Source organism: Paenibacillus sp. MB22_1 (genome assembly GCF_047200555.1).
Lineage (GTDB): Bacteria > Bacillota > Bacilli > Paenibacillales > Paenibacillaceae > Fontibacillus > Fontibacillus phoenicis.
This window is the reverse complement of the sequence record NZ_JBLADV010000002.1, coordinates 1,370,798-1,397,642: the sequence shown is the minus strand read 5'-3', so window position 1 is coordinate 1,397,642 and position 26,845 is coordinate 1,370,798. Positions and strand designations below refer to the sequence as shown.

21 protein-coding genes and 1 pseudogene are annotated in these 26,845 nt (G+C 54.6%); 5 read left to right on the top strand and 17 right to left on the bottom strand.

All coding sequences use genetic code 11. The features are described from left to right. Positions 1–64 precede the first annotated feature (64 nt). From ACL02P_RS18345 to ACL02P_RS18325, 5 genes are all read right to left on the bottom strand, one after another. Positions 65–1,429: an ISNCY family transposase gene (locus ACL02P_RS18345; RefSeq protein WP_019007868.1), complete on the bottom strand. Its 1,365-nt coding sequence runs from the start codon at positions 1,427–1,429 to the stop codon at positions 65–67. Between the two features lie 580 nt (positions 1,430–2,009). Next, positions 2,010–2,177, bottom strand: coding sequence for a CxxH/CxxC protein (locus ACL02P_RS18340; protein WP_009223395.1), 168 nt, complete (start codon positions 2,175–2,177; stop codon positions 2,010–2,012). A 201-nt stretch (positions 2,178–2,378) separates the two neighbouring features. Beyond that, complete coding sequence (locus tag ACL02P_RS18335; RefSeq protein WP_339300769.1) at positions 2,379–3,800, bottom strand: CAP-associated domain-containing protein; 1,422 nt, start codon at positions 3,798–3,800, stop codon at positions 2,379–2,381. A gap of 98 nt (positions 3,801–3,898) precedes the next feature. Further along, the gene (locus ACL02P_RS18330) at positions 3,899–5,596 is read right to left on the bottom strand and encodes a glycerol-3-phosphate dehydrogenase/oxidase (protein WP_412837832.1); all 1,698 of its coding nucleotides are present in this window, start codon (positions 5,594–5,596) and stop codon (positions 3,899–3,901) included. A 103-nt stretch (positions 5,597–5,699) separates the two neighbouring features. Beyond that, positions 5,700–6,968 carry a S1C family serine protease gene (locus tag ACL02P_RS18325; protein WP_028539280.1) on the bottom strand — a complete coding sequence of 423 codons (1,269 nt, stop codon included), beginning with the start codon at positions 6,966–6,968 and terminating at the stop codon, positions 5,700–5,702. Between the two features lie 404 nt (positions 6,969–7,372). Here ACL02P_RS18325 and ACL02P_RS18320 point away from each other — a divergent pair, with 404 nt between their 5' ends. Together ACL02P_RS18320 and ACL02P_RS18315 are read left to right on the top strand one after the other, a co-directional pair. After that, complete coding sequence (locus tag ACL02P_RS18320) at positions 7,373–7,582, top strand: hypothetical protein (RefSeq protein ID WP_016314543.1); 210 nt, start codon at positions 7,373–7,375, stop codon at positions 7,580–7,582. Between the two features lie 173 nt (positions 7,583–7,755). Next, positions 7,756–8,277: pseudogene (locus tag ACL02P_RS18315) on the top strand (6-phospho-beta-glucosidase); the annotation flags it as partial. A gap of 42 nt (positions 8,278–8,319) precedes the next feature. On the opposite strand, the gene ACL02P_RS18310 reads toward ACL02P_RS18315, so the two are convergent. From ACL02P_RS18310 to ACL02P_RS18300, 3 genes are read right to left on the bottom strand one after another with little or no spacing between them, the layout of a single operon-like run. Next, on the bottom strand, positions 8,320–9,180 hold the full coding sequence (locus ACL02P_RS18310) for a carbohydrate ABC transporter permease (RefSeq protein ID WP_009223389.1): 861 nt from the start codon (positions 9,178–9,180) through the stop codon (positions 8,320–8,322). Beyond that, positions 9,167–10,057, bottom strand: a complete 891-nt coding sequence (locus ACL02P_RS18305; RefSeq protein WP_009223388.1) for a carbohydrate ABC transporter permease — start codon at positions 10,055–10,057, stop codon at positions 9,167–9,169. The genes ACL02P_RS18310 and ACL02P_RS18305 overlap by 14 nt, the downstream gene beginning before the upstream one ends. Positions 10,058–10,092: 35 nt before the next feature. Further along, positions 10,093–11,460 carry an extracellular solute-binding protein gene (locus ACL02P_RS18300; protein WP_028539283.1) on the bottom strand — a complete coding sequence of 456 codons (1,368 nt, stop codon included), beginning with the start codon at positions 11,458–11,460 and terminating at the stop codon, positions 10,093–10,095. A 261-nt stretch (positions 11,461–11,721) separates the two neighbouring features. On the opposite strand from ACL02P_RS18300, the gene ACL02P_RS18295 reads away from it, so the two are divergent. Together ACL02P_RS18295 and ACL02P_RS18290 are read left to right on the top strand one after the other, a co-directional pair. Then, on the top strand, positions 11,722–12,483 hold the full coding sequence (locus tag ACL02P_RS18295) for a response regulator transcription factor (RefSeq protein WP_412837831.1): 762 nt from the start codon (positions 11,722–11,724) through the stop codon (positions 12,481–12,483). Beyond that, positions 12,480–14,252: a sensor histidine kinase gene (locus tag ACL02P_RS18290; protein ID WP_412837830.1), complete on the top strand. Its 1,773-nt coding sequence runs from the start codon at positions 12,480–12,482 to the stop codon at positions 14,250–14,252. The genes ACL02P_RS18295 and ACL02P_RS18290 overlap by 4 nt, the downstream gene beginning before the upstream one ends. Before the next feature lie 54 nt (positions 14,253–14,306). Here the strand turns inward: ACL02P_RS18290 and ACL02P_RS18285 are convergent, their stop codons facing one another. Then, positions 14,307–15,188 (bottom strand): AraC family transcriptional regulator, encoded by an 882-nt coding sequence (locus ACL02P_RS18285; protein WP_260071656.1) that lies wholly within the window; start codon positions 15,186–15,188, stop codon positions 14,307–14,309. A 136-nt stretch (positions 15,189–15,324) separates the two neighbouring features. Between ACL02P_RS18285 and ACL02P_RS18280 the strand changes: the two genes are divergently transcribed. After that, a complete protein-coding gene (locus tag ACL02P_RS18280; RefSeq protein ID WP_412837829.1) occupies positions 15,325–16,722 on the top strand; it encodes an alpha-glucosidase/alpha-galactosidase in 1,398 nt (465 codons plus the stop codon). A gap of 244 nt (positions 16,723–16,966) precedes the next feature. Here ACL02P_RS18280 and ACL02P_RS18275 read toward each other — a convergent pair whose 3' ends face one another. The 8 genes from ACL02P_RS18275 to ACL02P_RS18240 form a co-directional block, all read right to left on the bottom strand. Beyond that, on the bottom strand, positions 16,967–17,773 hold the full coding sequence (locus ACL02P_RS18275; protein ID WP_009223382.1) for an MBL fold metallo-hydrolase: 807 nt from the start codon (positions 17,771–17,773) through the stop codon (positions 16,967–16,969). 9 nt (positions 17,774–17,782) lie between these two features. After that, positions 17,783–18,532 carry a two-component system regulatory protein YycI gene (gene yycI / locus ACL02P_RS18270; RefSeq protein ID WP_260071655.1) on the bottom strand — a complete coding sequence of 250 codons (750 nt, stop codon included), beginning with the start codon at positions 18,530–18,532 and terminating at the stop codon, positions 17,783–17,785. A 109-nt stretch (positions 18,533–18,641) separates the two neighbouring features. After that, positions 18,642–20,003, bottom strand: a complete 1,362-nt coding sequence (locus ACL02P_RS18265) for a YycH family regulatory protein (RefSeq protein ID WP_412837828.1) — start codon at positions 20,001–20,003, stop codon at positions 18,642–18,644. Further along, the gene (gene walK / locus ACL02P_RS18260) at positions 20,000–21,823 is read right to left on the bottom strand and encodes a cell wall metabolism sensor histidine kinase WalK (RefSeq protein WP_036644081.1); all 1,824 of its coding nucleotides are present in this window, start codon (positions 21,821–21,823) and stop codon (positions 20,000–20,002) included. The genes ACL02P_RS18265 and walK overlap by 4 nt, the downstream gene beginning before the upstream one ends. A 1-nt stretch (position 21,824) precedes the next feature. Then, on the bottom strand, positions 21,825–22,544 hold the full coding sequence (yycF, locus tag ACL02P_RS18255) for a response regulator YycF (protein ID WP_009223378.1): 720 nt from the start codon (positions 22,542–22,544) through the stop codon (positions 21,825–21,827). A gap of 304 nt (positions 22,545–22,848) precedes the next feature. Beyond that, entirely contained in the window at positions 22,849–24,396 is a 1,548-nt protein-coding gene (locus tag ACL02P_RS18250) for a peptidoglycan DD-metalloendopeptidase family protein (RefSeq protein WP_009223377.1), read from the bottom strand. Positions 24,397–24,639: 243 nt separating this feature from the next. Beyond that, the gene (locus ACL02P_RS18245) at positions 24,640–25,332 is read right to left on the bottom strand and encodes a hypothetical protein (protein ID WP_009223376.1); all 693 of its coding nucleotides are present in this window, start codon (positions 25,330–25,332) and stop codon (positions 24,640–24,642) included. Positions 25,333–25,508: 176 nt separating this feature from the next. Next, a complete protein-coding gene (locus ACL02P_RS18240) occupies positions 25,509–26,795 on the bottom strand; it encodes an adenylosuccinate synthase (RefSeq protein ID WP_009223375.1) in 1,287 nt (428 codons plus the stop codon). Positions 26,796–26,845 lie beyond the last annotated feature (50 nt).

The window sequence follows — 26,845 nt, the reverse complement described above, 5'->3', positions numbered from 1 at the left end:
AAAATAGTTTCGGGTTGCTGGCTGGGTTGTGAGGGGGAACTTTCCCTAATGATCGGTTTCCATGTTAGTTTTGGAGCATTTTTGCCGCTCTTTGCAGGTTGTGGGTCAGAATCCCGAAGCCGACCCAGCATTTTGAGCCGACAAAGCCCCGATACCTGCTGCGGTTCAAACCGTACTTCCGCTTGAGAAGACTAATCTTCGCTTCTCCAGCTGCACGGTAACGCTGCAAGTCTTTGAACCATAATTCGTTTTCGTACTCGGATCGGGCAATGCCTTTTTTGCCCTTTCGCGGCAAGCTAGCTCGCTTCACACCAAGTTCGGTAATGGCCGTTTCGTTCTTCTTGCTTGAGAAACCGCGGTCGGTCGCTACAGCTTGCGGCGCTTTGCCGAATTGCTTGATATGCGCCTGTACAGCGGGAACGAGCAGTTCATCATCCGAGGGGTTCCCCTCGTAGACAGCGTAGCCGGTCACAAAGCCGCTTTCCGTCTCGTCGATTCGCACCTTGTAGCCGAACTCAGTTCCTTTGGCCAGCTTACCTTTCTTAATCGGTCTTGCTTCCGGGTCAAAGAAACTGACGATCCGATCTGCGATGATTCGATTGCCGGAAACGACCTGTTTGGCTTGTTCCAACAACTTGCCGGTTAGCGTGACCGCCTCGGTCAGTTTGGTTTTACTTTGTCGAAGAGCAGCTTTGCCCTTGTCTTGCAGTTTCTCGATAACGGCTTGCGCCTTGTTCACAACGTTCTCGGCTACTTCGATTACGCTCCCAGTGATCCGGTCAACTTCTTCCCAAGATTCACGGGTGCGGCGACGTAGAACTTTCGCGATGGACAGAATCTTTTCCTTGATTTCTGCCGTACGATCTTCAAAGCCTTGAACAGTGTGGGAGGCGACTTTCCGGATTTTCTGAATCGTTCGAGTGATGACTTTTACGCCATCTTGCAACAGCGTAGCGTCTGTCGGGTGATGGATGTCGGATTCCACAACCGTCGTATCCGTGCGCAATTTGCGGGTTTTCAGAACGGCTTTTTCCTCACACTGCTTTACGAGTGCGGCATTGATGTCTTCGACGATCTTGTCGCCGTAGCGTTTGCGGGCATAGATGAGCGTAGACGGGTCGGGCATCGGTTCGTCGATGGCAAACCGGCAGAACATTCGCCATGTGATGCTGTCACCGACTTCCTTCACGAGTGACTCGTAGCCCAAATTGTATTTATGCTTCAGGACCATAAGACGGATGTACTTTTCAATTGCAAGCGTAGGACGGCCGCTTTTCTTGCCTTTCGGGTGCAACTCAGTAAACGGTTGAAGAAAACGGTCGTCGTCCAGTAATTGATCTATGATTGCAAGCTCGACCGGCAACTTTCTAACAGATTCCGGGAGAATGGCATCCCAGATGGTCAATTGCTCGTCTCGAAGTTTCAACATTTTCTTCACCTCTTGGAAGGATTCCCGAGGGCTTCTGTTGAACTCCTATAGCAAAGGAATTCTTCCCTCGGGGTGTGGAACTTTGTTATCTCGTCAATAACAATTTCCATTTTGAGGTGCTGAATTCCTTTTAATTATGCTCAAAACACCCTGACTTTTTCAGGGGAAACTAACTAAGCAAGATCTTGGAACCGGTCTTTCTGGGACTGAGGGAAGATCGGATCACTTTCTTGGAGACCTTGGATCTCGTATGTCAGCTTTATCCACCTCGCCCTGTGAATGCGAATTGTACGTTAGCGTATACTCTGCACTCAGCCAGATTGCATCGCAGGATTGAAAAAACGAGGCTATTTCCTTTCAAGTCCGAGAAAGGCCGGTTTCAAGCATCGCTTCTCTGTCAGTTGCTAACTTTTTTGAAAATCTGGGGGGTTAGGTGTGTTTGGGTTACCCAGAAACCTAAAAATTCTACTTGACATAGTACGCTGATATCTAAAAAAACAGCGGGGCCAGCCATCCCATGCCGTCGCCCCGTTCTTCGTCTCTCATTCAGTTGTGTACCGCACCTGCATCTGCACCCGCACTACACCACCAAAAACCGCGCCTCCTGATCACATTCCTGACATTTTACCGGCGGCTCCCAATCAATAAACTTGGTATGCTCCAAATCGACCACATCCGGGGCATCCTCAAACTCATCCACGAACATATCGATGGCCAGTTCCACATGATCTTTGCAAACGACGTACATAGTCAAAGCATCCTTTCTCTGTACCGCACTCCTGCGGCCGACTTACGTATTAACAGGTTATCCTTTATCTTTTCTACCATACTCCGTACAAAAAAGGAACCGCCCCGGTCACTTCCGGCAAGCGGTTCCTCCCCCTACTGGCCAAAAAAACCAACGATCTTACTCTGACAACCGAGCAGACCCGGCCAGGCTTAGCCAAGCTTACAGCGGCGTATAGAAGTTTTGCGTGTAGTACGTTCTGTAATCGCTGCTGCTAAGTCCGTCTACCGCACCAACACCCAGCATCGTAAACACGGGCTCCAGCATATTCTCCCGGTGGCCCCAGGAATTCAGCCAGCCATAGTGCCCGTCGATCGCATCCAGATAACCGGCGGCGATATTTTCGCCCCAAGCCCGGAACTGCGGAATCCCGCGAGCCATCATGCGGTCGCCGGCCGACTTCCCTTCAGGATTATCATGCTCAAAATAATTCCGTTCCGCCATATCCCGACTATGCGCGCGAGCCACCTCAGCCACCGATTCATTCCAGCTCAGCACGCCTAAGCCTCGTTGCGCACGAAACGCATTGGTCAGGTCAAAAATCTCCCGCTCCGTCGCCTTCAGCGACTCCGGAGTATTCGGGGCGTACACATGGCTCTCCGTAAACTTCTTGTCCATCAGCAGCACCCCGTCCACGCGGTACTTCTCGTGCTTGTCCAGGTACAGATTGATGTACAACCCTCTCGGCGTATACGTCTCCACATACTCTCGCGGCGGGTGCTCGCTCTTGTCCCAGATTGCCGCGAGGCTGCTCCGCAACTTCTCCAGCCCTTTCTCGGCCTCGGGAGCAAACTGCCACTCGTCATGATTGCCAAACAAGCCAACGACCTTGCCGCCCGCTACGCCAACCTGCGTATAATGCTTGTAATCCTTATTATAGATGTGCCATTCCAGTCCGTAGTTGGTCGCGTCCTTACGAGCCGGCTCGCCGAGCAGCTCGATCACGCGGTCCGTCGAATCGCCGATCCTCACGCCTTGCAGCTGGATCTCCGGCTTGATCAGATCCGGGCTTGTCGCCTTGGGCAGCGTCAGCTTGAGCCGATACAGGAACGTCTGCGCTTCCGCCCGCGACACCGCGTCCTTGGGCGCGAAGCCTTCTACGCCGACACCGTTCTTCCCTTGGGCCAAGCCTTGAGCAAGGATCCACTGTACCGCCTCATCTTCACTCAAGCTCTGCCCGTAAAAAGCCGCCATCAACCGAGCCACCGATCCACGCGTAATCGGCTCATTTGGCTTGTCGCTCACCGGCCACGCCAATTCGAAGGCCAAGTTGTAATAAGGTGTATACCAGGCCTCCTGCTCATTCACCTTATCCAGCTTGATCTCTGGATAGGCCCGCACCAGCATGCTCAGAAACTCCGCTTCCGTCACCGACTGTGCCGGGCGGAACGTGCCGTCCGGATACCCGTCGGTCACACCGTTGTTCTTCGCCCACATGACCTTGTCATAAGCCCAATGGGATGCCGGTACATCCTTAAAGTCCACCGCAGCCGCTTGAACCGCTGAGCCCGCAGCCAACCAGGCTGCTCCTAACCCCGCGAGAATCACCAATCCGCGAATCCCGCGCTTCCATCCATTCTTCATGAACCCCTGCCCTCTTTCCATCTTCGATCTCTTTGCTTGCTCTCTTGGATGTATTTCGACAGATCGAGGGCAAAATCCTTGCACCTGTAATAAACGATTTACTCTTCACTTACGGGAAAAACCGCCTCCGTCAACGCCTGCTCCAGCTCCTCCGCCCGCCGGCGCTTCACGTCCTCCGGCCAGTCGAAATACCGGGCCATCGCATCGACGACCGGCTCCTTCCACCGCCGCACCCATGCGATATCAAATAACAAAGCCCCGGTTCTCCGCACAAAAAAATCCACCGGCGTCATCGCCATCTCCGCTTCCAGGGCATACCTCAGCGGAACAGCCACCTCCAGCGGGAGCCGGGCTGCACCGGCCGAGTCGGCTGGCTCGCCCGTAGCCGCAGCATCGTCGGCCAAAGCCAACAGCCGGTCCACGTTGGATCCATATCTAGCCGCCCATTTAGCGGCAAGATCCTTCGGGATGCCACGCTCCGCCGCTTCCAGCGCCTTGCGTGCCACGAAGCCGAGCAGTCCCTGCGAGCCGCCCACCTGCCCGCCGGAGATCGGCAGCAGCCGGGTTGCGCAGGGCGTGAAGCTCCGGCCGTATTCCCGCATCAGCTTGGCGGCCACGCGGTCCACGACCAGCTCCGCCATCTTGCGGTAGCCGGTCAGCTTGCCGCCAGCAATCGTGATTAGGCCGGACGCGGACTCCCAAATTTCATCCTTGCGGGAAATTTCCGAAGGCGATTTGCCCTCCTCGTAGATGAGCGGCCGCACGCCGGCCCAGCTGGATTCCACGTCCGCCGCCGTGATCGCCAGCCCGGGAAACATGCCGTCAATCGCACCCAAGATATAATCGCGATCCGCCTCCGTCATCCGCGGATGATGAATCTCGCCGTGGTACACTGTGTCCGTTGTGCCCACGTAGGTCTTGCCATCGCGCGGAATCGCAAACACCATGCGGCCATCCGGCGTATCAAAATAAACCGCCTGCCGCAACGGAAACTGCCCCTGGTCGAACACCAGGTGCACGCCTTTGGTCAGCTGCAGCATTTTGCCCTGCTTTGACCCGTCCATCTCGCGCAGCGCATCCACCCACGGGCCCGCCGCATTGACGATCTTCCGGGCGCGCAACTCATATGTCCGCCCCTCGGCCAGATCCGTCACCTCAGCGCCCACCAGCTGCGCGCCTTCGTACCGAAACCCGGTCACCTTGGTATAGTTGACCGGCATCGCCCCACGGGCCGCTGCTTCCTTGAGCACTTCAAGGGTCAGACGGGCGTCGTCCGTACGGTACTCCACATAGTACCCGCCGCCCAGCAGACCGTCTTGCTTCAGCAGCGGCTCTTTCGCCAGCGTCTCCGCCGCCGACAGCATGCTGCGCCGCTCCCCGCGCTTCACCCCCGCGAGTAAGTCGTACACGCGCAACCCCAGCGACGTGCTGAACCGGCCAAACGTCCCGCCCCGATAAATCGGCAGCAGCATCCATTCCGGCGTTGTCACATGCGGGCCGTTCTCGTAGACGATCGCCCGCTCGCGCCCTACCTCCGCCACAACGCCGATCTCCAGTTGCTTCAGGTAACGCAAGCCGCCATGGACTAGCTTCGTCGAACGGCTTGATGTTCCCGCGGCAAAGTCCTGCATCTCCACAAGACCCACCCGCATCCCCCGCGCCGCCGCATCGAGGGCGATTCCAGCCCCGGTAATCCCGCCGCCCACGACCAACAGGTCCAGCGGCTCAGCCGGATTGGCCATTTGCTCTAACAGGTGACGCCGATCCTTACCCGAAAACGAATAGGTTCCGTTCATCTCCATCCTCCTTCAGCTCCCCGCAAAAAAAGAGATTCCTCCCCCACTCCAGTCGCTTCTATCTACGTCTGTCATGACTTCGGAATCTCTCCATGAAATATGTTTATTCGTTATCGTCTAATCCTTGTTCGATTTCCGCCTCCGACGGCTTATCGGTCAGCTCCAAGGTCACTTTCTCCAGCTTGCCGTCACGGTAGTACGTAACCTCCAACTCATCCCCGATCTTCTTATGCTCATACAAGTACCGGCGCAATTCCAACGTCGATTTGATCGGTTGCTTGTCGAGCTGGGTAATGACATCGTTTAATTTCAGTCCCGCTTTCAGCGCTGGGCCATGGGCCTCCAAGACGATCACCCCTGCGGTGACATGGTTCGGCAGGTTGAGATCCTCGCGCTGCTCGTCAGTGATCGGAGAATAGCGGTTGTTGAGGTCCAACGTGTACACGCCCATATATGGACGAACCACCTTGCCGTGCAGGAGCAAATCGTCGACCGTCTTCATCACTTCATTCACCGGGATGGCAAAACCCAATCCCTCAACGCCCGTATCGGAAATCTTCATCGTATTGATGCCGATCAGCCGGCCGTTCAAATCTACCAGCGCTCCGCCGCTGTTCCCCTCATTAATCGCCGCGTCCGTCTGGATCACTTCCTGCTCCCAGTCGTACACGCCATCCTGGTTCAGCGACACCGGAATCATCCGGCTGGTATAGCTCACGATCCCGGAGGTCAGCGTCCCTCCAAGGCCCAGCGGATTGCCGACGGCAATGACCGTTTCTCCGGCCCGCAGCTTCTTCGAATCACCTAGCTCGATCACCGTATCGATGCCTTGTCCGTCGATGGCCAGCACCGCAATATCGTTGATCGAATCCTGTCCGACAACCTCTGCCTTACGCGAGGCTCCGTCGCTCGTCACAATTTCCAGATCGCTTGCACCGCTAATGACATGCGTATTCGTTATAATGAAGGCCTTTCCTTTCTCCTTCTTAAAAATCACACCCGAACCCAGCGCCGCCTGCTCCGGATCGCCATCCGACAGCTCCCCATGATTGAGGATGCTCACCACAGCGGGCGCCACTTTGGCCGCCGCCGCGCTGATCCGGTCATAAGGATCGCCGGCATCCGAGAGCAACACCGCACTGCTGGTTGCAACATGGCGGTTCGATGAAGAAGGAAGCCCCGTAATGAAACTGAATAACAGCACGGCCACTACCGCACTAAGAACGGAAGAGATTAAAGAGATCTGCAGCGTGGACAGCTCCAGGCGATGCCTACGCGGCCTACCGCGCCAACGCCGCAAGCTGCCGCCTTCGGACAAGCGCATACGCCCCGGAACCTTGGTGGAATAAAAGTCATCGTCAAACCATCCCATCTCTATTCTCCCCCTCCATCATGCCTTCCCAAAAGGCTTGGCATCGACATGCCATCTGCCCCAGGCAAAGATCCCCTTCAACTTTATGCCATTACAACAAAGCCATATTCATGCGTATCCTTAATTTTATTAACGTCATGAACCGAAGATAGGTTGCCTGGAATTTGAGAAGTTTACCGCTTTTTTTTCTGAAAACTGGAATGTTTGACCTTGCCCATGACTACACTATATTAATGCGATAGATTGATAGATTTATTTTACCATATTTTGATGGTTTAGAAGCAGATTTCTATCAGGGAAAAAACGGCAATTTTACCCACATCCCGTGGACTTTACCCATCGCAGACCAAAAGAAAAATCATTCAACCGTGTGCCTTGCACGGCTGCCTGAAGGAGGTAATCAGATGGATTCCTATTATTCCACGCCGATGAACGAAGTGAATGTGCTCGCCAAGCTGGCGGATATGAAGGAAGAGCATTATCACCAGCTCGTGACCTTAAGCGCCATCATGGAGTTACTTATAGAGAAGGGCATCTTAACCCGGGAGGAGATCGAGAAAAAAGCGCTCGAAATCGACGGATTTATGACCCCGCCCCCCTATCCCACCGTTTAAAATGGATAACCAGCCAGCCCTGATCCGCCAAGCACGGCGAGATACGGGCTGGTTTTTCATTTTTTAGATGTGATCTTACATTACATAGGACAGCCGTAAATCCCCAACTCCTTCCTCTGACAACCCTGATTTGCGGCACCGGCACGAACGCGGCCAGCTGCAACCCGTGTCCCGTGAAGAGCATCGGCCTTTGTAACGCTCCAATCGGCTTAATCAAGCGAGTATCCAGTAAGTACGGCGTGACCCCGGACCGGGTGTATGCGGAATTCGTTGGCCTGAATCACCTGCACTGGTTGAAGTATTTTTACATGACGGACGAAATGCTCGAGGAGCAGTTGGAATCTCTGAAGAAAGGGGAAAACCGCGCCGAGGTCGTCAAGCGCGTTGAAGAAGAGCGGTTCAAGCTCTACAGCGATGTCGAGCTGAAGGAGAAGCCGAAGCAGCTGGAGCAACGCGGCGGTGCTTACTACTCGGAGGCCGCGGTAAACCTGATGTGTTCGCTGTATAACGGTAAGAACGAAATTCAGACGATGAACGTGGCTAACAATGGCATCCTCGATTTTCTACCGGACGACGCCAGCATCGAGGTTAACTGCGTGGTCACCCCGCTGGTTCCATCCGTCGGCGTCGCCATCAAGTTGCTCGATGAAATGCTGGAAGCGAACAAAGAGTATTTGCCGAACTTCTTTAAATAAGTCATTATCCCCTCCGGTTTTGGACGGAGGGGATTTTATTTTTTACCCCTTCAACCCCGTTGTCGAAATCCCCTCAACGAAGTATTTCTGAGCTAGGAAGAACAGCAGAATGCACGGTACGATGCTGACGACCGACATCGCGATGACCTGGTTCCAGGAGACCGCGGACGAGGCGTCCAGCGACAAGCGCAGCCCCAGCGACACGGTGAACTTCCGCACGCTGCTGATGTAGATAATCGAGTTGAAGAAGTCGTTCCACGTCCACATGAACTGGAAAATCCCCACCGAGAAGATCGCCGGTTTGCACAGCGGCAGCAGCACCCGGGTCAACACCGTAAACGAGTTGCACCCGTCGATCGTCGCCGCTTCGTCCAGATCCCGAGGCAAGCCGCGGATGAACTGGATCATCAGGTAGACGAAGAACGCGCCGGTGGCGAAGGCCGCCGGGATGATAAACGGCAGGTACGAATCCAGCCACCCTAGCTTATTAAACAAAATGTACCGGGGAATCATGATCGAAGCGTTGGGCAGCATCAAGGTGGCGATCATGATGGAGAACAGCAATGTCTTCAATGGGAAATGAAACCGAGCGAACCCGTACGCCACCAACACGCTGGAGAGGATCGTAAACAACACAGTTGGCACGACCAAGATAAACGTGTTCACGAAGAAGTCCTGGAACCCGTATTGGCCCGTGCCCTGCCAGCCCAGTGAGTAGGCATCCCACACGTAGCTGCTTGGCAGCAGCTTCGTTGAGCCAAAGATGTCCGCATTGGTCTTGAACGAAGAAGCGAACAACCACAGCAGCGGATACACCATGATGAAACCGAGCACGATCAGAAAGAGGTAGTTCGCCCATGTTTTTTTCAAACTAACGCCTGCTCTCATGTCATCGCCCCCCATCCTCATAATGCACCCAGCTGCCCGAGCTCTTGAAAATAACCGCCGTCACGCCCATGATGATCACGAACAGCACCCAGGACAACGCCGACGCATAACCCATGTTGAAGAAAGTAAAAGCTTCTTCGTACAGCTTCAACGCGTACAGATAAGTCGATTTCAGCGGTCCCCCTCCGGTAATGACAAAGGCACCGGTGAACTCCTGGAACGCATTGACCATCTGCATCACCAGGTTAAACAAGACGATAGGCGTCAGGAGCGGAATGGTGATTTTGAAGAACATTCGCGTTTTGGAGGCGCCGTCAATCGATCCGGCCTCATACAGTTCGCTCGGAATTTGCTGAAGACCGGCCAAAAATAACACCATCGAAGAGCCGAACTGCCACACGGTCAGCAAGCCCAGCGTATACAGGGCCACATCCGGGCTGCCCAGCCAATCGACCGGACCGAGATGGAGCCGGGCCAACATGGCGTTCACGACCCCTTCCTTCATGAACAGGAAACGCCAGAGGACGGAGATCGCCACGCTCCCCCCCAGGATGGAGGGGAGATAATACACCGTGCGGAAGAAGTTGATGCCCTTCAGCTTCGCGCTTAGCAGCATGGCGATAAACAAGGCGAAGGCGAGCTTGACCGGAACGGCCAGCACCACGTATATGCCAGTGACCTTCAGGGACTGGTAAAACTCCGGGTCCCCCGTAAAAATTTTGACGTAATTGTCCCAACCCGTCCATGTCGGGGCGCTAACCATGTTGTAATTCGTAAACGAGTAATAAAACGAAGACAAGAACGGATACAACTGGAACAGCAATAACCCGATGATCCATGGCGAAATGTACAGCAGTCCGACATACTGATAGTTCCGCTTGCGTTTAATCATGACGGACCCTCTCCCTCCTACCGCTTACGACCTGTTTATTGAGTACGGTCTTTAATTTCGGCCAATTTGGACGTTAAGCTGGCGATCAGCTCGTCGGCGGCCTGCTCCGGCGTGGCTTTGTTATAGCTGACCTTCTGAATGACGTCCTCAAGGATTTTTGCAACCTCCGAGTTGTTAGAGATGCTGTTGTCCACGAGACCCGCGTTCTCGAGCCCCAGCTCCACCGCATTCGTAATCGCCGGATCGATTTTGCCGGCTTCCACGGCAGCTTGCTGCGACGACTTCACAGGCGGAATCGAACGGACACTGCCCAGGATCACCGCCGCTTCTGGATCGTTCATCAACCAGTTGAGGAACTTCACGGCTTCTTCTTGATGTTGGCTTTTTTGGCTGACCGCGAACAGCTGCGACGGACGGACGACGACGCCGGTGTTTTTGGCATCCTTGGCGATCGCCGGGAGCGCCGTTACAATTTCAGTTCCTTCCGGCAGTACCGTCTTCAACGTGGGCAGCGTGCTGCTCATCGACGTGGTCATCGGCATTTCTTGATTGATCCATTTCGGGTTCTGATCGAGCTTCCCGAAGAACAGGTCGGCTTCACCCAGCGGCTGGTACACCCCCGCTTCCATCGCCTTCTGCAGCCACTCGAAGCTGGCTACCGCATCTTCCTTCGTAAAGCCTACGGTATAGTCCTCTTTGATCCATTGCTCGCCCGTACGCTGCTTCAGCATCGTCCGGAAATCCTGGGTTAACGCCGCGTGGTCGGCCAGCAGCAGGTATTTACCGCTGTCGGCTTCATGCAGCTTTTTGCCTTGCTCGTAAAGCGTATCCCAATCCCATTGAATGTCCGTCGGGATGCCTAACTGATCGGCCAGCGTCTTGTTGATGATCAAGCAGTAGGCGTTAACGCCGGTTGGCACTGCCACCAGCTTGCCGTCATAAACGCCGAAGTTGTCCAGGAACGTCGGATCGAACCCCGTGGCATCGAAATCTCCCACCGTCTTCAGATCGACGAAGAAGTCGCCTTTCGTCACCAGTTCCTGGACCCACGGCAGGTCGAGCTGCATGATGTCAGCCGAAGTGCCGCTGGTCAGCTGGGTTTTGATCTTTTGCTCGTATCCGTCAAAGCCCTGATATTCCGCCTCGATGGTGACATTGGGCGCGATTTTCTTATACGCCTCGATCGCCTCCAGCGTAGCCGCATGACGATCCTCGCCGCCCCACCAGCTGAAACGCAAGGTCACCGGATTCCCCGTATCCCCGGCATTCTCGCTTGATCCGTTATTGACTGAAGTGGAGGTGTTGTTTGCCGCCTCGTTCCCTCCGGATGAGCAGCCGTTCAGAAGTGCGAGAAGGAGTGCCATGGCCAAGCCCAGCGCCCAAACTTTTTTTCTTCCCATCATTCATTTCCCCCTTAGGACTCACTAAATTTGTAAGCGCTTTTATTATAAAATCGGCTTCGGCCCTTCGATAAGGTAGCTGTCCTTAGAAAAAGGTATCACATTTCGCGGAAATTTTACTCCAAGGTATCTTCTTGTTATAAAAAGAATCGTTTTTTCACATGTTTGCGGTCCGTTGTTTAAACGCTTACAACCAATTTCGGGCGATCTGCTATAATCGATGTATGCCATTACATTTGACTTCATAGAAGCCGGGGTGAGCGAATGTATAACCTGTTAATCGTAGATGACGAAGCGGAGACGCGCGAAGCGTTGTCGAGTTATTTTCCGTGGAACGAAGTAGGCTTTCAGGTCGTCGGCCAGGCCAACAACGGCCAAGAAGCGCTCCGTTTGATCGCCGAAGGCGAGCGCGTTGACATCGTGCTGACCGATATTAAGATGCCCGTGATGTCCGGGATCGAGCTGGCCGAGCAGCTGTACAACCACCGGCGGCAGATTAAGGTCGTCTTTCTCAGCGGATACCGGGATTTTGAATATGCCCAGCAGGCCCTGCATTTTCGCGTCATCAACTACATTCTGAAGCCGGCCAAATATCATGTGCTATTGGATGTTTTCGGCAAGATCAAAGAGGAACTGGAAGCAGAGGCTGCTGCGGAAAACCAAGATCTGGGGCCGAACCCCTCCGCACCCGGACAAGGCGGCGAAAGCCTCATTATCCAGAAGATCAAGGAATACGTCAAATCCAACTATAAAAATGCCTCCCTTGAGGAGGTCGCGCGGCTTGTGCATATGAATGCCAACTATCTTAGCTTCTTTTTCAAGCAAAAAACCGGACAAAACTTCTCCGACTACGTGCTGCAGACAAAAATGGAAATGGCAGCCGCTCTGCTTCGGGACGTGAGCTACAAAACCTACGAAATCAGCGAAAAAGTCGGCTACAGCAACGCCAAAAACTTCACGCGGACGTTTAAAAGCTATTACGGTCAAACGCCCAGCGAATTCCGAAACGGTCCCTCGAGCCCATGAGAGATAAATATTTCGCCAAACAGCTGACCGCGTTTCTTGTTCCGCTGCTCGTGCCCATCGTCCTGCTTGGCTCGCTTTCCTTCCTGACGACACAACACGACATCAAGCGAGACATCAACCAGAACAGCAGCTTCCTGCTTCATCAATCGCAGACCCAACTGGAGATGATCCTAAACGAAATCGATACGCTGTATCTGGCGCTTTACGATAATACCGCGATCTTCAACGAACTCTCGGCCGTATTGAAAAATCCGCATTACACCTACGAAAGCTCCACTTCATACCGGATTATCTCCAGCTTCCTCAACGGATTTACGAGCGCGAAACCGTATATCCAATCCTTTTACCTGTACGTCGACAACCCGTATCAGCGTTTCCTGTCGTCGGTGGGGGGACTGGTGACGCTGGATCATTTTTATGATACCGCTTGGTATGATGCTTTTATGGACTATACCGGACCGCCGGCCAAATGGACGTCGCGGCGGAACATCAAGTTTTACGATTTCGAATCGGACGCGACGCCGATCGTCACCTTCTATAACGTGCTGGTGCCGCAAAAGATCGCAATCATTCTGAACATTAAGCCGAAGTATATCGAGAGCATTTTGGACGACATCACCAAGTACCCGGACCAGCAGCTGTTTGTGTTGGATGAGGAGAACCACGTTATTTTCTCTAATCATCACGGCGGTCGGCTGCAGGAGAGCGAACTCCGGTCCATTGCCGAAAATCCGGCGTCCTTCTTCGATATGGACACGCCCCAAGGCAAGGTGAACGTGACCAAAGTTGAATCCGAGCGGTACAAGTGGAAGTACGTCTCGGTGATCCCGCACAGCGAGTTATACAAAACGCCAACGCGTATTTTCAACTACACGCTGGTGTTCGCCGTGATCGCGGTCGCCTGCGGGTTTGCGTTGACGTTTTACCTGATCCGCCGCAACTATAAGCAGCTCAAGATGATTCGCACCTTGATCAAATCGGCCGACGACAGCTGCGTGCCGTTGAAGCCGCCTTTGAAGGTTCGGGACGAATACTCCTATATCATCCAGAACATGATCACCCATTTTATCGAACACCGGTACATCAAAACCCAGCTGCTGGAGAAAAAATACCGCCTCCAGGTCATGGAGCTGCTCGCGCTGCAATCGCAGATCAATCCGCATTTCTTGTACAACACGCTGCATTCGGTGTATTGGGAGTCCGTGGCCTTGACCGGCAAGCCGAACAAAGCCAGCGAGATGATCGAGGACTTGTCCGATATCCTCTCCTACTCGTTCAGCGACCCGACCAAAATCGTCACCTGGGGCGAAGAAATCGCTAACACCGTCAGCTACGTCAATATCCAGCGAAAAAGGTACAAAAACAAGTTCGACGTCCATTTCGACTACGAGGAGGAGATCACCCGCCTGTACACGATCAAGCTGGTGCTGCAGCCTTTGGTTGAGAACAGCATCTACCACGGCATTAAGGAAAAAGACGGACATGGCCTGATCAAGGTGAAATTCCGGCGGAAGGAGGATCGGCTGCTCATTACCGTAATCGATAATGGCTGCGGCATCCCGCCAGAGGAGCTGCGCCAGCTCGTGGAGCGGCTGCATTCCGACGAGGAGCGGACGGAGCATGTCGGACTGTATAATACGTGCAAGCGTTTGAGATTAACCTATGAGCACGAATTTACCTTCCGGATGCGCAGCAAGCCGGGATTGGGCACGATGGTGGAGTTAACCGTGCCCGCGGTAGAAGAGCGGCCGTTGACCGAGCGCGAGTGAAGAGCGGCGATGATGCGGGTTAAGGTCGTTACGTTAACCTGTACCACTCCCCTTTTACCGCACCCCCGCCCCGCCGCTGAGCATCCGCTGCTCGCGCCGGTAGCTTTGCGGCGACACCGCCTTGGCCTTCTTGAACACGCGTCCAAAGTGGGTGCCGCTTTGATAGCCAACGCGGTACGCGATCTCGGTCACAGGCAGCTCCGTTTCGCGCAGCAGCGCGCAGGCTTCCTCGATGCGGACGCGGTTAATGTAAGCGACCAGCGTCAGCCCGGTAACTCTGGGGAAGAGATGGCTGAGGTAATACGGGCTGAGATGAAATCGATTGGCGAGATCGCTTAAGCTGAGATTCTCATCGTAATGCGCATTGATGTAGCGGGCGACTTCAGCGACTTCCCGGTAGGGGCGTTTCCCGCCCCCTTCTTCCCCATCATGGTTTGGCCGAGCGTTCGCCATGCGAAGCAGGTTAAGCAGCAACTCAGCCAGCAGCAGTTGGCAATATTCCTCATATCCGCCTGCCTGCTGCTTCTGCTCTGCCAGCATACGAGCTAACAGCTGTTGCACAAGCTGCTGCTCCTCGGCGCTTAAACGCAGAACCGGATACTTGGCAAAAAGTTGCTCCAGCTCTTCCTCCCTCCCGGGCAGCAGCGCGCTCACCACCTCCGTACGGAAATTCACCAGGATCCGCTCATGGGGCTGCGACAGCTTCCCCGATGGCGATGTCTTGTGCAGCACATTCACCGGGATCAACACCAGATCGCCTGCACCGATGCGATAGATTTGATCCTTGATGAAATAACACCGTTCCCCGGACACCAGATAATAAATCTCCCACGCATCGTGAAAATGCTCCCCATCCATCGAGAACCGCCCGGGCTGCTTCGCTGCCTCGATGAACAGCATCCGGCGAATCGGCGCTAACTGCCCTTCCAACGTCATTCTGCTCCCCTCCCAACACGCTCGTCTCTCGACAGCAAAAAATGTAGAATGCCAGCTCAAATTAACAAAATCCGTGCAGTAACTTTTCTATTTTTGCTCTATGTTTATTGTAACATCAATCAAGGGAGTGAACGATATGCAAGAAGCCACAATGGTCAAACATTTGAAGATCGCTTATATCGGCGGCGGTTCCCGCGGCTGGGCCTGGGGATTAATGAGCGACTTGGCTCTGGAACCGGCGCTTTCGGGACACGTGGCCTTATACGATATCGACTTTGAGGCAGCCCAAGCAAATGAGATCATTGGTAACCGTATACAAGATCATCCTGATGCGGTGGGACGCTGGCGTTACGAAGCGGTGCAGACATTGCCAGAAGCGCTCAAGGGTTCCGACTTTGTCATCATCTCCATCCTTCCCGGAACGTTCGAGGAAATGCGCTCCGACGTGCACGCACCGGAGGCTTACGGCATCTACCAGTCTGTGGGCGATACCGTCGGCCCGGGCGGAGCGATTCGCGCGCTGCGCAGTATCCCGATGTACGTAGAAATCGCCGAAGCAATTCGCGACCATGCCCCCAACGCCTGGGTCATCAATTACACGAACCCGATGAGCGTCCTGACCCGCACGCTGTACGAGGTGTTCCCGGGCATCAAAGCCTTCGGCTGCTGCCATGAGGTCTTCGGCACGCAGGAGCTGCTTGCCGAGATGCTGGAGGACATGACGGGGGTAACCGGTGTCCGGCGCCAAGAGATCGAGGTAAATGTGCTGGGGATTAACCATTTCACTTGGCTGGACCGTGCTTCCTATCGCGGTACGGACCTATTCCCGCTATATCAGGCTTTTGCCGAGAAATATGCCGAAGAAGGCTTTAGTACCCATGGGCAAAAAGACCACTGGATGAACAACAGCTTTGCATCCGCGAACCGCATTCATTTCGACCTGTTCCGCCGCTTCGGCCTGATCGCCGCTGCCGGTGACCGACATTTGGCCGAATTTATGCCAAACACCTGGTATCTGCGAAGCCCCGAGCACGTAAAGCAGTGGAAATTCGGCCTGACGACCGTCGACTGGCGGATCAACAATCTGCAGAAGCTGCGGGAGCGCAGCCGCCGTCTTGTTGCCGGCGAGGAGACGTTCTCGCTCAAATCCAGCGGCGAGGAAGGGATCGCCATGCTGCTTAGCTTGACCGGTGCCAGCGCCCCGATGATCACCAACGTCAACCTGCCGAACCGCGGTCAAGTGGCTTCACTGCCGCTGAACGCCGTCGTGGAGACGAACGCCGTATTCGGTGCGAACAGCGTCCAGCCGGTGATGGCGGGCAGCTTGCCGGAGGACATCAACAATCTGGTTACCCGGCACGTCTACAACCAGGAGACGATTCTGAAAGCAGCCTTAACCAAGGATCGCGACTTAGCCTTCCGCGCCTTCCTGAACGACCCGCTGCTCTCCACCTTGACTCCTTCGCAAGCGGAGGAGCTGTTCACAACGATGCTGAACAACACCAAGGCGTATTTGCCGGGGTGGGAGCTATAATAAAAACGACCGCCTGGGGATCCCATCCCAACCAGGCGGTCTTCTTGTCTACGCGGTAAATGTATGCGAAAAATCGAATACATTTCGCCAGTTTCGGCGATTTCAACCCAATCTATTCGATTTTTCATACACATTCTTGCCTCGAAAGCTCAATCGGCCCGATTCTATATGAAAAATCGAATACAATTCACCGTTTTCCTCTATCCGCAACACATTATATTCGAAAAATCATATACAATATATGCTAACGCTCGCTCACCACATCCCACGGCGTCGGCCGGTCATAGTACGTATCGCATAGCTTGAATTCGCTGTCCTTGAAGAAGCAGCCGCGATCCTCCATGGCGCTGCGAACCGCCATCTTAGCCAGATCGAGCATATTGTGTTCGCGGCTGAGGTGGGCCAGATACGTCCGCTTCAGACGGCCGTTCAGAATCTCGCTCATCAGCTCCCCGGTCGCGTCGTTGGACAAGTGCCCCAAGTCGCCGAGGATACGCCGCTTGATGTTCCACGGGTAACGTCCCATCCGCAGCATCTCGATATCGTGATTCGCCTCAAGCACCAGCACATCGGCATCATATATCGCTTCCTTCACCTTGTCACTGGCATAGCCCAGGTCGGTGCATACGCTCAGCTTCTCCTTGCCGTCGTAAAAGTTGTAGCCCACCGGCTCAGCGGCGTCATGCGAGATGGCGAACGACTCCACGCGGAGCGAGCCGAAATCGCGGGTTTCTCCGGTCCCCAGAATACAGCGTTGGTCGTCTGCGAGGTTCCCAATCGCCTTTTCCATGGCTGCCCACGTCTTTTCGTTAGCGTATACCGGCAGATTGTATTTTCGCGCCACCGCGCCTAAGCCCTTGATATGGTCCGAATGCTCATGCGTAACCAGAATGCCTGTCAAATCCTGCCCGCTCACCCCGCGCTCCATCATCAGTTCTTCGATGCGTTTGGCGCTAAAGCCGGCATCGATCATCAGTGTGACTTCCCCATTGGCCACCAGTGTTGCATTTCCCGTCGAACCACTCGACAGCACCGAAAATCGGATCCCCATAATCTCCCATTACTCCTTCGTTTTCTCTGTATTCGGACTAATGACATCACCGCTGATGCCCTGCACGTAATACTCCTTGCCGCTCTCCAGCATAAATCGCCATGCCGGAGCAGCCGGCAGATGCGCGTCCGAATCGAACACCTCGCCGTAATATCCTAACTCGACCTCGGTCACAACCGAGCCTTCCGGCAGGAAGTTCTCGATCAAGTTGCCAAGCGCCTTGGAGGCCGAAAGCACACGCTGCGGCTTCTCTTCCTCCGGATAGCTGATCTCAATCGCACGGCGCTGGTACGAAATGATCTTCTGATTGCTACCCAACAGCTTGAGCTCGATTTTGAAGAGCGGCCATTTCCCGTCCACCAGCGGGTGCAGAACGAACACGTCTGCGCTGCTCGCCACTTCGTCATAGCGGTAATCCCCGATGTCCGGAATGCTGTCCTTCAACGCAGCCGTTAACTCCCGCGGTGCAAAAATCAGCCTGCTGTCCACCGGCACCGGCAGCTCGATCAGCTTGCCGCTTTGCGCATCGTCCAAGAACCGGTAAGCGATCTTGGGCAGCTCCGGCGTCTCCGTCGGAATTTTGGCGAGCACGCGAATGTTCTTCTCATCCATCGCCTGCTGCGTGTTATTTTCCAGGGCGGTGATATCCAGGTTGGAGTCGGCCTGCTCCCGCAGATCGTTCCACAGTTGATAGCCCAGCACCAGATTCAGCAGCAAAAAGGCGTAGATCAACACGTTTTTCGCCCGTCCCCAATCCATGGTTCACCCCCCTTTCGTTCAGATTAAGTCTCTGATTAAGAAGCACATTCAACGCCACTGCCTCGGCTCTAAGCCCATCCGCGCCAACCTTACGCGAGTACCACGCACACTACTTCGTAGCCGTTCCTGAACCTGCACCCGTGTCCACATCCGCTCCAGCCTTCTCCACCGCTCCCAAGCTCAGCACCCGGGTCGCGCCGTTGCTTAGCTCGACTACCCAAGTCGGCTTCAGCAGCAGCCCCTGCTCGGTGAGAGAAGGCAAGTACGCCGGATATAAGTTGGCAATCCGCGCCTCCGCCTTAAGCGCCGCAATGCTCTCCCGCAACGCCTTGCCGCCGGGCAGAGAGACGACTTTCTTCTCCCAGCTGCCGCCGGAGCCGTAAATCAACGACCGTTCATAGCCGGTGATTGTGCCTTGACGCATTTCCAGCGTGATCGCTCCGTAATGGAACGTCGACAGGTCGATGATCGGGAAGGAGCCAAATTGCCCGGTTCCGTAATACTGCCGGAACACCACCCGATGCTGGTCTTCCTCAACGCCTTCGGTCGTTTGCTCCAACCGGTAATTGCCGTTCCAGCCGCCGTGCTGGTTCACGAAGTCAATCGCCGACAGCACGTTCTTGCTTGGGCTGTTCTCGCCCGCTGAAGGAGCCGCCGGATCGGTGTAGTTGATCCAGTTCCGGTTCTGCTTAACCTGAAGGCTGCGTTTACTGTCCGTGTAGATTTCGGAGCCGTCTTTTTCCCGGATGTACCGGGTGATGCTCGGATCAAAGAACAAGCTTCGCTGCATCTGCTCCGTCGTATACAACCCGATGTTCAAGCCGGTTTCGACCAAATCAATTGACTTCTCGGGGACATAATAGCCATCCGTTAACGTATACGGCACCCAATCCTTGCCAAAATCAACCTGTTGCTGCACGTCCTGCACCGTCAAATCGGCCTTGGTTGCCTCGTACACCACGTCGCCTCGCGAGCTAAAGAAGAACACGCGCACCTGATCGTCGCTTCCCGAGTTAAAGATCATCAGCCGGTTAACGCTCTCCGCGTCAAACAGCGGGTCCGGCGCGATCTGCATCACCTTCTGCAGCAGCTCCACAGGTACGCCTCCGCCAAAGTCCAGTTCCACACCGATATCCTTGCTGCGAATGTCCGTCCAATTCATATTATCGATGTCGTATCGCTGGAACCCGTCGAACTGGCGGCCCTTCAGCCGGTTGTAGATCAACTTGTAAAACGTCGAATCCGGATAAAACACGGTGTGCCGCTCCTCGCCCAAATGCACGGCGATTTGCGCCGGAAAGAGCATCACATCCGCTTCCAGGGTTGTCCCCATGTTCTCCGTACGGATATAGTCGCTCTCCGACTTGACCACCGGATTGCTGCCCGGCAACTGATAGATAAGAAAATAACTCTGTACCAAACTGCACGCGACCAGCAAGGCCAGCGTCAGCGATTTGACCTTCTCCTTCACCGCGCTTCGCCTCCTTGCTTCTCCGCCGGCAGCGTAAAGGTCACCTTCGTGCCTTTGCCCAATTCGGACTGCAGAGATATGGTCCCGCCGTGCGCCCGTACAATTTCCCGGGCAATGGATAGGCCTAGGCCCGTCCCGCCCATATTCCGTGAACGCGCCTTATCGACGCGATAGAAACGTTCAAAAATCCGGTCCAGATCCTTCTTAGGAATCCCGATTCCGGTATCCTGCACCGAAATGGCTAGCTGACGGTCTTCGGTCAAGCGAGCTTCCAGCGCGATGGCGCCGCCCTCCGGTGTATATTTCATCGCATTGGAGATCAGATTGTCCAGCACCTGGTCAATCTGGTCGCGGTCAATCCAGGCCGTATCCACGTCATTGGCGATAAACAGCGTGGGCTTGATCTCTTTCTCCTGCATTTGAAAAGAAAACCGGTCCACCACATCCTCCAGCATCTCCATCACGTTCGTCGGCTGCTTCCGCAACTCGGCCTCATGCGAGTCGAACCGCGACAGATGCAGCAGGTCGGTGACCAGGCGGATCATCCGCTCGGTTTGGCTCTGGATCACGGACACGAACCGCGGCCCAAGCTCCGGATCCTCCATCGCGCCATCCTCCAGCGCTTCGGTGTAGCTCTTGATCGTCGTCAGCGGCGTCCGCAGCTCGTGCGACACGTTCGCCACAAACTCCCGTCGCGATGCCTCCAGCTTCTCCTGTTCGGTGACGTCCTGGAGGACGGCGATCGTTCCAATGATCCCGATCTCCCGCCGATGAATCGGCGTAAACGTCACCCGGATCAAGAAGACGTCGCCGTCCGGACCGGTATTCTCAAGGATCGTCGAGTGCATCGTTCCTTGCTCCAGCACGTCCCATTCCTCATCCGGCAGGTTCATCAGCGACATGATATCGGCCTGATCGAGATCTGTATCCGACGTCCCCAGCATCTCGCTCGCACGCCGGTTCATCAGGATGACTCGGCCTGTCTCGTCGGTGGCGATCACCCCGTCGCTCATGTTCGTGAGGATCGAAGCGAGCTTCTCCTTCTCTTCCTCGTTCTGCGCCAGCGCATCGCGCAGCCGGCTGGTCATATAGTTAAACGCCTTGCTAAGCTGGCCGATCTCGTCATTGCCAAGCACCGGCATTTTCTGATGGAACTGCCCTTCGGCCACCGCCGTCGCCCGCCGCGTCAGCTCCTTAATCGGCGAGGTGATCGTATGCGCCAAAATCACGCCCAACACCGCCGTTAATCCCAGCGCCAACAAGATCCCGGAGATAAAAATATTGTTGATCCGCTCCATCGTACTGTACAGCTCGCTCATCGACGCGGCAATGTAAATGGCGCCAACGATCTTTCCGCCGCTGACAACCGGCTTGGCGACGACCTTCTTCCGGACGTTGTCCTCGTCGATGATGTACTCCTCATTATCGCGGATGCCTTGCAGGGCCCGGCTCACCACCGTCTGCGTGTTCTTCGTGCCCACGTAATCGGCATGGGACGGCTTGGACGTCGTCAGCACCTTGCCGCTCGCATCCAGCACCTGAATCTCGGCCCCGCCGATATTAAACAAGTTGTTAACCAATACACGCAAATTCTCTAACGATTCCTCCGCCGACTCTCCAGTCACGCCCAGGTTTTGTGCCGCCAACACGGAGAGCAGCTCCGCCCGCTCCTGCAGCTCCTTGGTGAAGTTGCTGGTCAGCGAGGTCTTCATCGCGCTCACGAAATACACCCCGATCAGCTGCATGGCAATCAGGATGAGCAGCACGTAAATAATAATCAGTTTAGCCTGGATCGTGCGAAAAAAAGAGGGCAGATTCATTCTAGAGTCCACCCGCCTTGGAGCTCCGCATCATATACCCCAATCCCCGCCGCGTCAAAATGTATTCCGGCTTGCTCGGATCCTTCTCGATCTTCTCACGCAGCCGGCGAATCGTCACGTCCACCGTGCGAACATCGCCAAAATACTCAAAGCCCCACACCGCTTGCAGCAGGTGTTCGCGGGTCATCACTTTGCCAGAGTTCTTCACCAGGTAATGCATCAACTCGAACTCCCGGTGCGTCAGGTCCAGCGGCTCGCCGTTCTTATAGACCGTATACATATCCGTGTCGATAAACAGCTCGAACAGACTGATGCCCTGCTTCGTTTCCTCCGCACCTTCAGCCGCCGCAGCTGCCTTCTGTTGACGCCGCATTTGCGCCTTCACCCGGGCTAACAGCTCGCGGGTACTAAAAGGCTTGGTCACATAATCGTCAGCACCCAGCTCTAAGCCCAGCACCTTATCGATCTCTCCGTCCTTCGCCGTCAGCATGATGATCGGCGTCTCGAGCTTCGCCCGCACCTCCCGGCACACGTCCATTCCATCCTTGCCGGGCAGCATCAAATCGAGCAGAATCAAGTCCGGTTGTTCGGAGAAGGCCAGCTGAGTCGCTTCAATCCCGTCGAAGGCAAGCACGACCTCGTAGCCTTCTTTCTCCAAGTTAAATTTTAAAATATCCGCAATGGGTTTCTCGTCATCCACGACCAGAATTTTTCCTTGCATGAATCAAGTTCACCCCAACTTTCAGCCATGGGCTTTTGCTCCCTCTATCTTACCATATCTGGCACCGCATCAGCTATCTTCAGAGACGGTAACGATTGGCAGCGCGCGTTCATCTCCTACCCTTATGCCCCTTTCTCACATCGCTTTGCATGATTATCCCTTTTGTTCAGAGACGAGGTTGATCGAGAAGGGGCTGTTCCACTTTTTCCACCTCCTGATGCAACGGGATAATCCTCAAAAAGGGAGCCGGCGACCAATGTCCCAAAAAAAAGCCCGCCTCCCTTACGGGTGGCGGACTCGCATCTTATAAATATTTTAACGGATTCTGAATGCTGCCGTTCTTATGGATCTCAAAATGCAAATGCGTGCCGGTCGAGCGCCCGGTGCTGCCCATGACGCCGATCTTTTCGCCCTTCTCGACGATTTGACCTTTCTTCACGCTGATCTTGCTTAAGTGGCCGTACAACGTTTCATAGCCATTCTTGTGGTCGATGATGATGCAGTTGCCGTATCCCGATTTCGTCCCAACGAAGGAGACGACCCCGTCATCGGCAGCCAGAATGCTGCGGTTGGAGGAGACCAAATCGACGCCTTTGTGGGTCCGTCCCCAACGTTCGCCGTAGCTGCTTGTCATTTTCGCGCTGGATACCGGCCAAGCAAACTGCCCAGTGCCCTCGCCCAGCACGACCTTCGTACCGCGTACGACGATCTTTGGCGAAGATTTCTTCGTGACTTCCTGTCCCAGCCACTCTTCATTCACAACGATGCCGTTTTCCTTCGTGATTCGGTACTCCATCGTCTTGAGGCCGCTGGAGCCGGGAGAAATCACTTTAGTCTCTCCTGCCCGCATACTTGCGTTCGTCTTAACGATGACCTGCGGTTCAGTAACAATTTCCTCCGTCACATGCTCCACCGTGCGAACCGTTAGGGCCGGCTGCACCGCCTTCACGTTGAGCAACGTTCCAATTTGCAGCGTCAGCTCTTCAACCCCGGGATTGTTCGCAAACAACTCCTTCTGAGACACACCAAAACGGGCCGCGATCGACGAGATCGTATCCCCTTCCTGTACCTCATATTGAATTGCTTCTTCGTCCCCTTGAAGGATCTTTCGTACCGCTTCCTCCGGGCTCAGCACCTTGTTCGGATCGGCCTTGACCTCTCCTTGATTCACCTCTTCGGCGATTTCCACCGTTTCCAACGTCGCGTTGGAAGCCTTCGTCTTCACTTGAGCTGACTTGCTGCCGCCGGTTCGTTTCACTTTGGCGGCCAGCGTGCTGGCAGCCACATCCGGTGCATATGTCGATTTCACCCGGTCCAGAACCTCTCGGGCGGCCGCCTGGTCCTTCACCACGGCGATCACTTTGCCGTCCACCTTCAGCTCCACACCTTTGGCGTAGCCGGTTAGCATCCCGTACAGCTCGTCGAGCGTGGACTCAGCATCCACTTCGGCTTTGTAGGCCTGCTCCGGCTTAATGGTGATGCCCTCGGTATTCACCGCCATCTCCACATCCGGATATTTTTGCTTATATTCCTGCTCCTTGCGTTCAATCAGAGCTTGTAATTGCGCTTCGCTTGCGATCGTGCCAATTTCCTTCCCGCTGACGTAAACCCGGTAATAGGATACCGTATTCGCCTTGACGTATTGCTGCCCTCCCCAATAGACCACTCCGGCAATGACTACCACGGCGGCTCCGGCTAAGACAAGCTTGCGGGGCATAAGAAGATCACGCCATTTTCGCCCGCTCTCTGGTTCGGATATCTCTGAATCGTTTTCCGGGCGGCTGTGTTGCTCTTGCGTCCGAGAAGCGTTCACGCGCCACAGCTGCCAGCGTTTTCCCGTAAAACCTTTCATACCGATCTCCTTTTATCCATCGACTCGATTCGACTTGAAATGGTTTCAAAATTTTAACCTTTTGTCGCTATTGTTAACTTTAACACAGCGGGGCGAAGATTTTCAACTTTGGGTCAAAAAGCAAACAACCCGCTTAACAAGCGGGTTCTCACGGTTTTGGCAGCTGAAAGGCCGGTTCATTGAATTTACAATCCTGTGAATGTTAACGCTGACATTCCCTTTGGATCAGGCAATTGAAGCAAATTATTTTTTTAACAATTCCATGACCTTGGCGTATTCGGTTTTATCCAAATGTTTCGACAGAACCTGTTCAATGTTAATCATTTCCGTTTCCGTCAAACCACCTTCCAGGGCGACGGTCAACATTTGCATTTCCTCCTGTGGCAGCTTCTTCATAAGGATCGCAAAAATTTCCTCCTTCTGCTGATCCGGCAGTTCCTTCTTCTTGGCCACGAGATCATCCGGCGTCACGACCACCTGCTGATCCTCGCCCAATGCTTCTCCGCCACTCATTCCGCCCATCACCGGCAAAGCATCCTCCGGTGCATCTTCATCCGTTGCGTTGGTGTCCTTCCCCTCCGTACCTGTCCCGCTAGCCGGGGTTCCGTTCGTCTCCGTTGCCGTCCCCCCGGAGGAGCCGCTCTCCCCGCTACCGCCAGACGAATCTGCCAATTCGTCCTTCGTTTTGTCCCCAGTGCTGTCTACCACATCGTCTTCACCTTTCGCCTGATCCGTACGGTCTGAGGCACCGCCTAGTCCCAGCATGCCCTTCATGATCCCGCTGAAGCTAGGGGTCTGTGCGGTGATCGGCAGGTTATAACTGCTGAGTAAAGATTGGATGTACGAATTGACGATGTATCCCGTTGTGGCCACGGTTAATAAACTAACCGCTACGATCGTTACGCATAATTTCAAGATCCATCCGAGCCATTTCATCGTTTGTTTCCTCCTACTGCCTAAGAATCTAGTCTCTCAACCTTCAGTATGGACGGCAAAACCAGATTTCAACCTAAGCTAGGAGGCTAAACTAGAAAAAGAAACCGCCTACCCAAGGATGAACACATCGCTCGTTCGGCGGCTTAGAGATCGTCTGAATCGTCTACCCTATTGGATTATTCGTAAATCGGCAACACCTGATTGGTTTGACTGCGGTTACGGCCAACCGAGAAAATCGCGATAGGCACACCGGTCAATTCCGAGATCCGGCGGACGTAATTCCGGGTTGTTTCCGGGAGATCCTCCAGCGTTTTCGCACCCGAGATATCCTCCGACCAACCTGGCATTTCCTCATACACCGCTTCGCATTCAGCAAGCACCTTGAGACTAGCCGGATAGTGAGTGATAATCTCACCGCGGTATTTATAGCCAGTGCAGATTTTGACGGTCTTGAGTCCGGTCAACACGTCCAGAGAGTTCAGCGAGAGCCCGGTCAAGCCGCTGACGCGGCGCGTATGGCGGACCACCACGCTGTCGAACCAGCCTACCCGGCGCGGACGCCCGGTAACCGTTCCGTATTCATGGCCCGTCTCACGAATCATGTCACCCACTTCGTCGAACAGCTCGGTCGGGAACGGACCGTCGCCGACACGGGTGGTGTACGCTTTCGCCACCCCGATGATCTGATGAATTTTCGTAGGTCCTACGCCGCTGCCGTTGCAAACCCCGCCGGCCGACGGATTGGACGATGTCACGAACGGATAGGTCCCTTGGTCGATGTCGAGCATGACGCCTTGCGCGCCCTCGAACAACACCTTCTGTCCGGCATCGATCGCATCGTTCAAAACCACCGACGTATCCGCGACGTACGGACGCAGGATTTCCGCATATTCCAGATACTGCTGCAGCACTTCCTCTACGTCCAGCGGCTGACCGCCGTAAATGGTCTCGATCAGATGATTCTTCTCCTTCATGATGTGACGCAGCTTCGTTTCAAACTCCTCGGCATCCATCAAATCAGCGATCCGAATCCCGCTGCGGGAGGCTTTATCCATATATGCCGGCCCGATCCCTTTCCCGGTCGTTCCGATCTTGTTCTCTCCCTTACGCTCTTCCTCCAACTTATCCAAGACCAAATGATACGGCAAAATCACATGAGCCCGATCGCTGATCACGAGATTCTTCGTACTAAAACCGTTCTCTTCCACGTAGTTGATTTCATCAATCAGGGCAGCCGGGTTGATAACAACCCCATTGCCGATGACACAACGTTTATTTTGATTAAAGATGCCTGACGGAATCAAGGTGAGTTTGTACTTCTTGCCGTCGATCAGAATGGTGTGACCGGCGTTGTTACCGCCTTGATAACGGGCCACCACATCGGCGCTTTCCGCCAAGAAATCCGTGATTTTACCTTTACCTTCGTCTCCCCATTGCGTTCCTACAACGACTACCGTTGACATGTACATTCCCCCGCTTGGTGCGTCAAGCACCTGTATTTGAACATTGCAAA

Coding starts and splice junctions, on each gene's coding strand:
- ACL02P_RS18345 (WP_019007868.1), bottom strand. CDS start 1,429: ATGTTGAAACTTCGAGACGAGCAATTGACCATCTGGGATGCCATTCTC.
- ACL02P_RS18340 (WP_009223395.1), bottom strand. CDS start 2,177: ATGTACGTCGTTTGCAAAGATCATGTGGAACTGGCCATCGATATGTTC.
- ACL02P_RS18335 (WP_339300769.1), bottom strand. CDS start 3,800: ATGAAGAATGGATGGAAGCGCGGGATTCGCGGATTGGTGATTCTCGCG.
- ACL02P_RS18330 (WP_412837832.1), bottom strand. CDS start 5,596: ATGAACGGAACCTATTCGTTTTCGGGTAAGGATCGGCGTCACCTGTTA.
- ACL02P_RS18325 (WP_028539280.1), bottom strand. CDS start 6,968: ATGGGATGGTTTGACGATGACTTTTATTCCACCAAGGTTCCGGGGCGT.
- ACL02P_RS18320 (WP_016314543.1), top strand. CDS start 7,373: ATGGATTCCTATTATTCCACGCCGATGAACGAAGTGAATGTGCTCGCC.
- ACL02P_RS18310 (WP_009223389.1), bottom strand. CDS start 9,180: ATGGGGGGCGATGACATGAGAGCAGGCGTTAGTTTGAAAAAAACATGG.
- ACL02P_RS18305 (WP_009223388.1), bottom strand. CDS start 10,057: ATGATTAAACGCAAGCGGAACTATCAGTATGTCGGACTGCTGTACATT.
- ACL02P_RS18300 (WP_028539283.1), bottom strand. CDS start 11,460: ATGATGGGAAGAAAAAAAGTTTGGGCGCTGGGCTTGGCCATGGCACTC.
- ACL02P_RS18295 (WP_412837831.1), top strand. CDS start 11,722: ATGTATAACCTGTTAATCGTAGATGACGAAGCGGAGACGCGCGAAGCG.
- ACL02P_RS18290 (WP_412837830.1), top strand. CDS start 12,480: ATGAGAGATAAATATTTCGCCAAACAGCTGACCGCGTTTCTTGTTCCG.
- ACL02P_RS18285 (WP_260071656.1), bottom strand. CDS start 15,188: ATGACGTTGGAAGGGCAGTTAGCGCCGATTCGCCGGATGCTGTTCATC.
- ACL02P_RS18280 (WP_412837829.1), top strand. CDS start 15,325: ATGCAAGAAGCCACAATGGTCAAACATTTGAAGATCGCTTATATCGGC.
- ACL02P_RS18275 (WP_009223382.1), bottom strand. CDS start 17,773: ATGGGGATCCGATTTTCGGTGCTGTCGAGTGGTTCGACGGGAAATGCA.
- yycI (WP_260071655.1), bottom strand. CDS start 18,532: ATGGATTGGGGACGGGCGAAAAACGTGTTGATCTACGCCTTTTTGCTG.
- walK (WP_036644081.1), bottom strand. CDS start 21,823: ATGAATCTGCCCTCTTTTTTTCGCACGATCCAGGCTAAACTGATTATT.
- yycF (WP_009223378.1), bottom strand. CDS start 22,544: ATGCAAGGAAAAATTCTGGTCGTGGATGACGAGAAACCCATTGCGGAT.
- ACL02P_RS18250 (WP_009223377.1), bottom strand. CDS start 24,396: ATGAAAGGTTTTACGGGAAAACGCTGGCAGCTGTGGCGCGTGAACGCT.
- ACL02P_RS18245 (WP_009223376.1), bottom strand. CDS start 25,332: ATGAAATGGCTCGGATGGATCTTGAAATTATGCGTAACGATCGTAGCG.
- ACL02P_RS18240 (WP_009223375.1), bottom strand. CDS start 26,795: ATGTCAACGGTAGTCGTTGTAGGAACGCAATGGGGAGACGAAGGTAAA.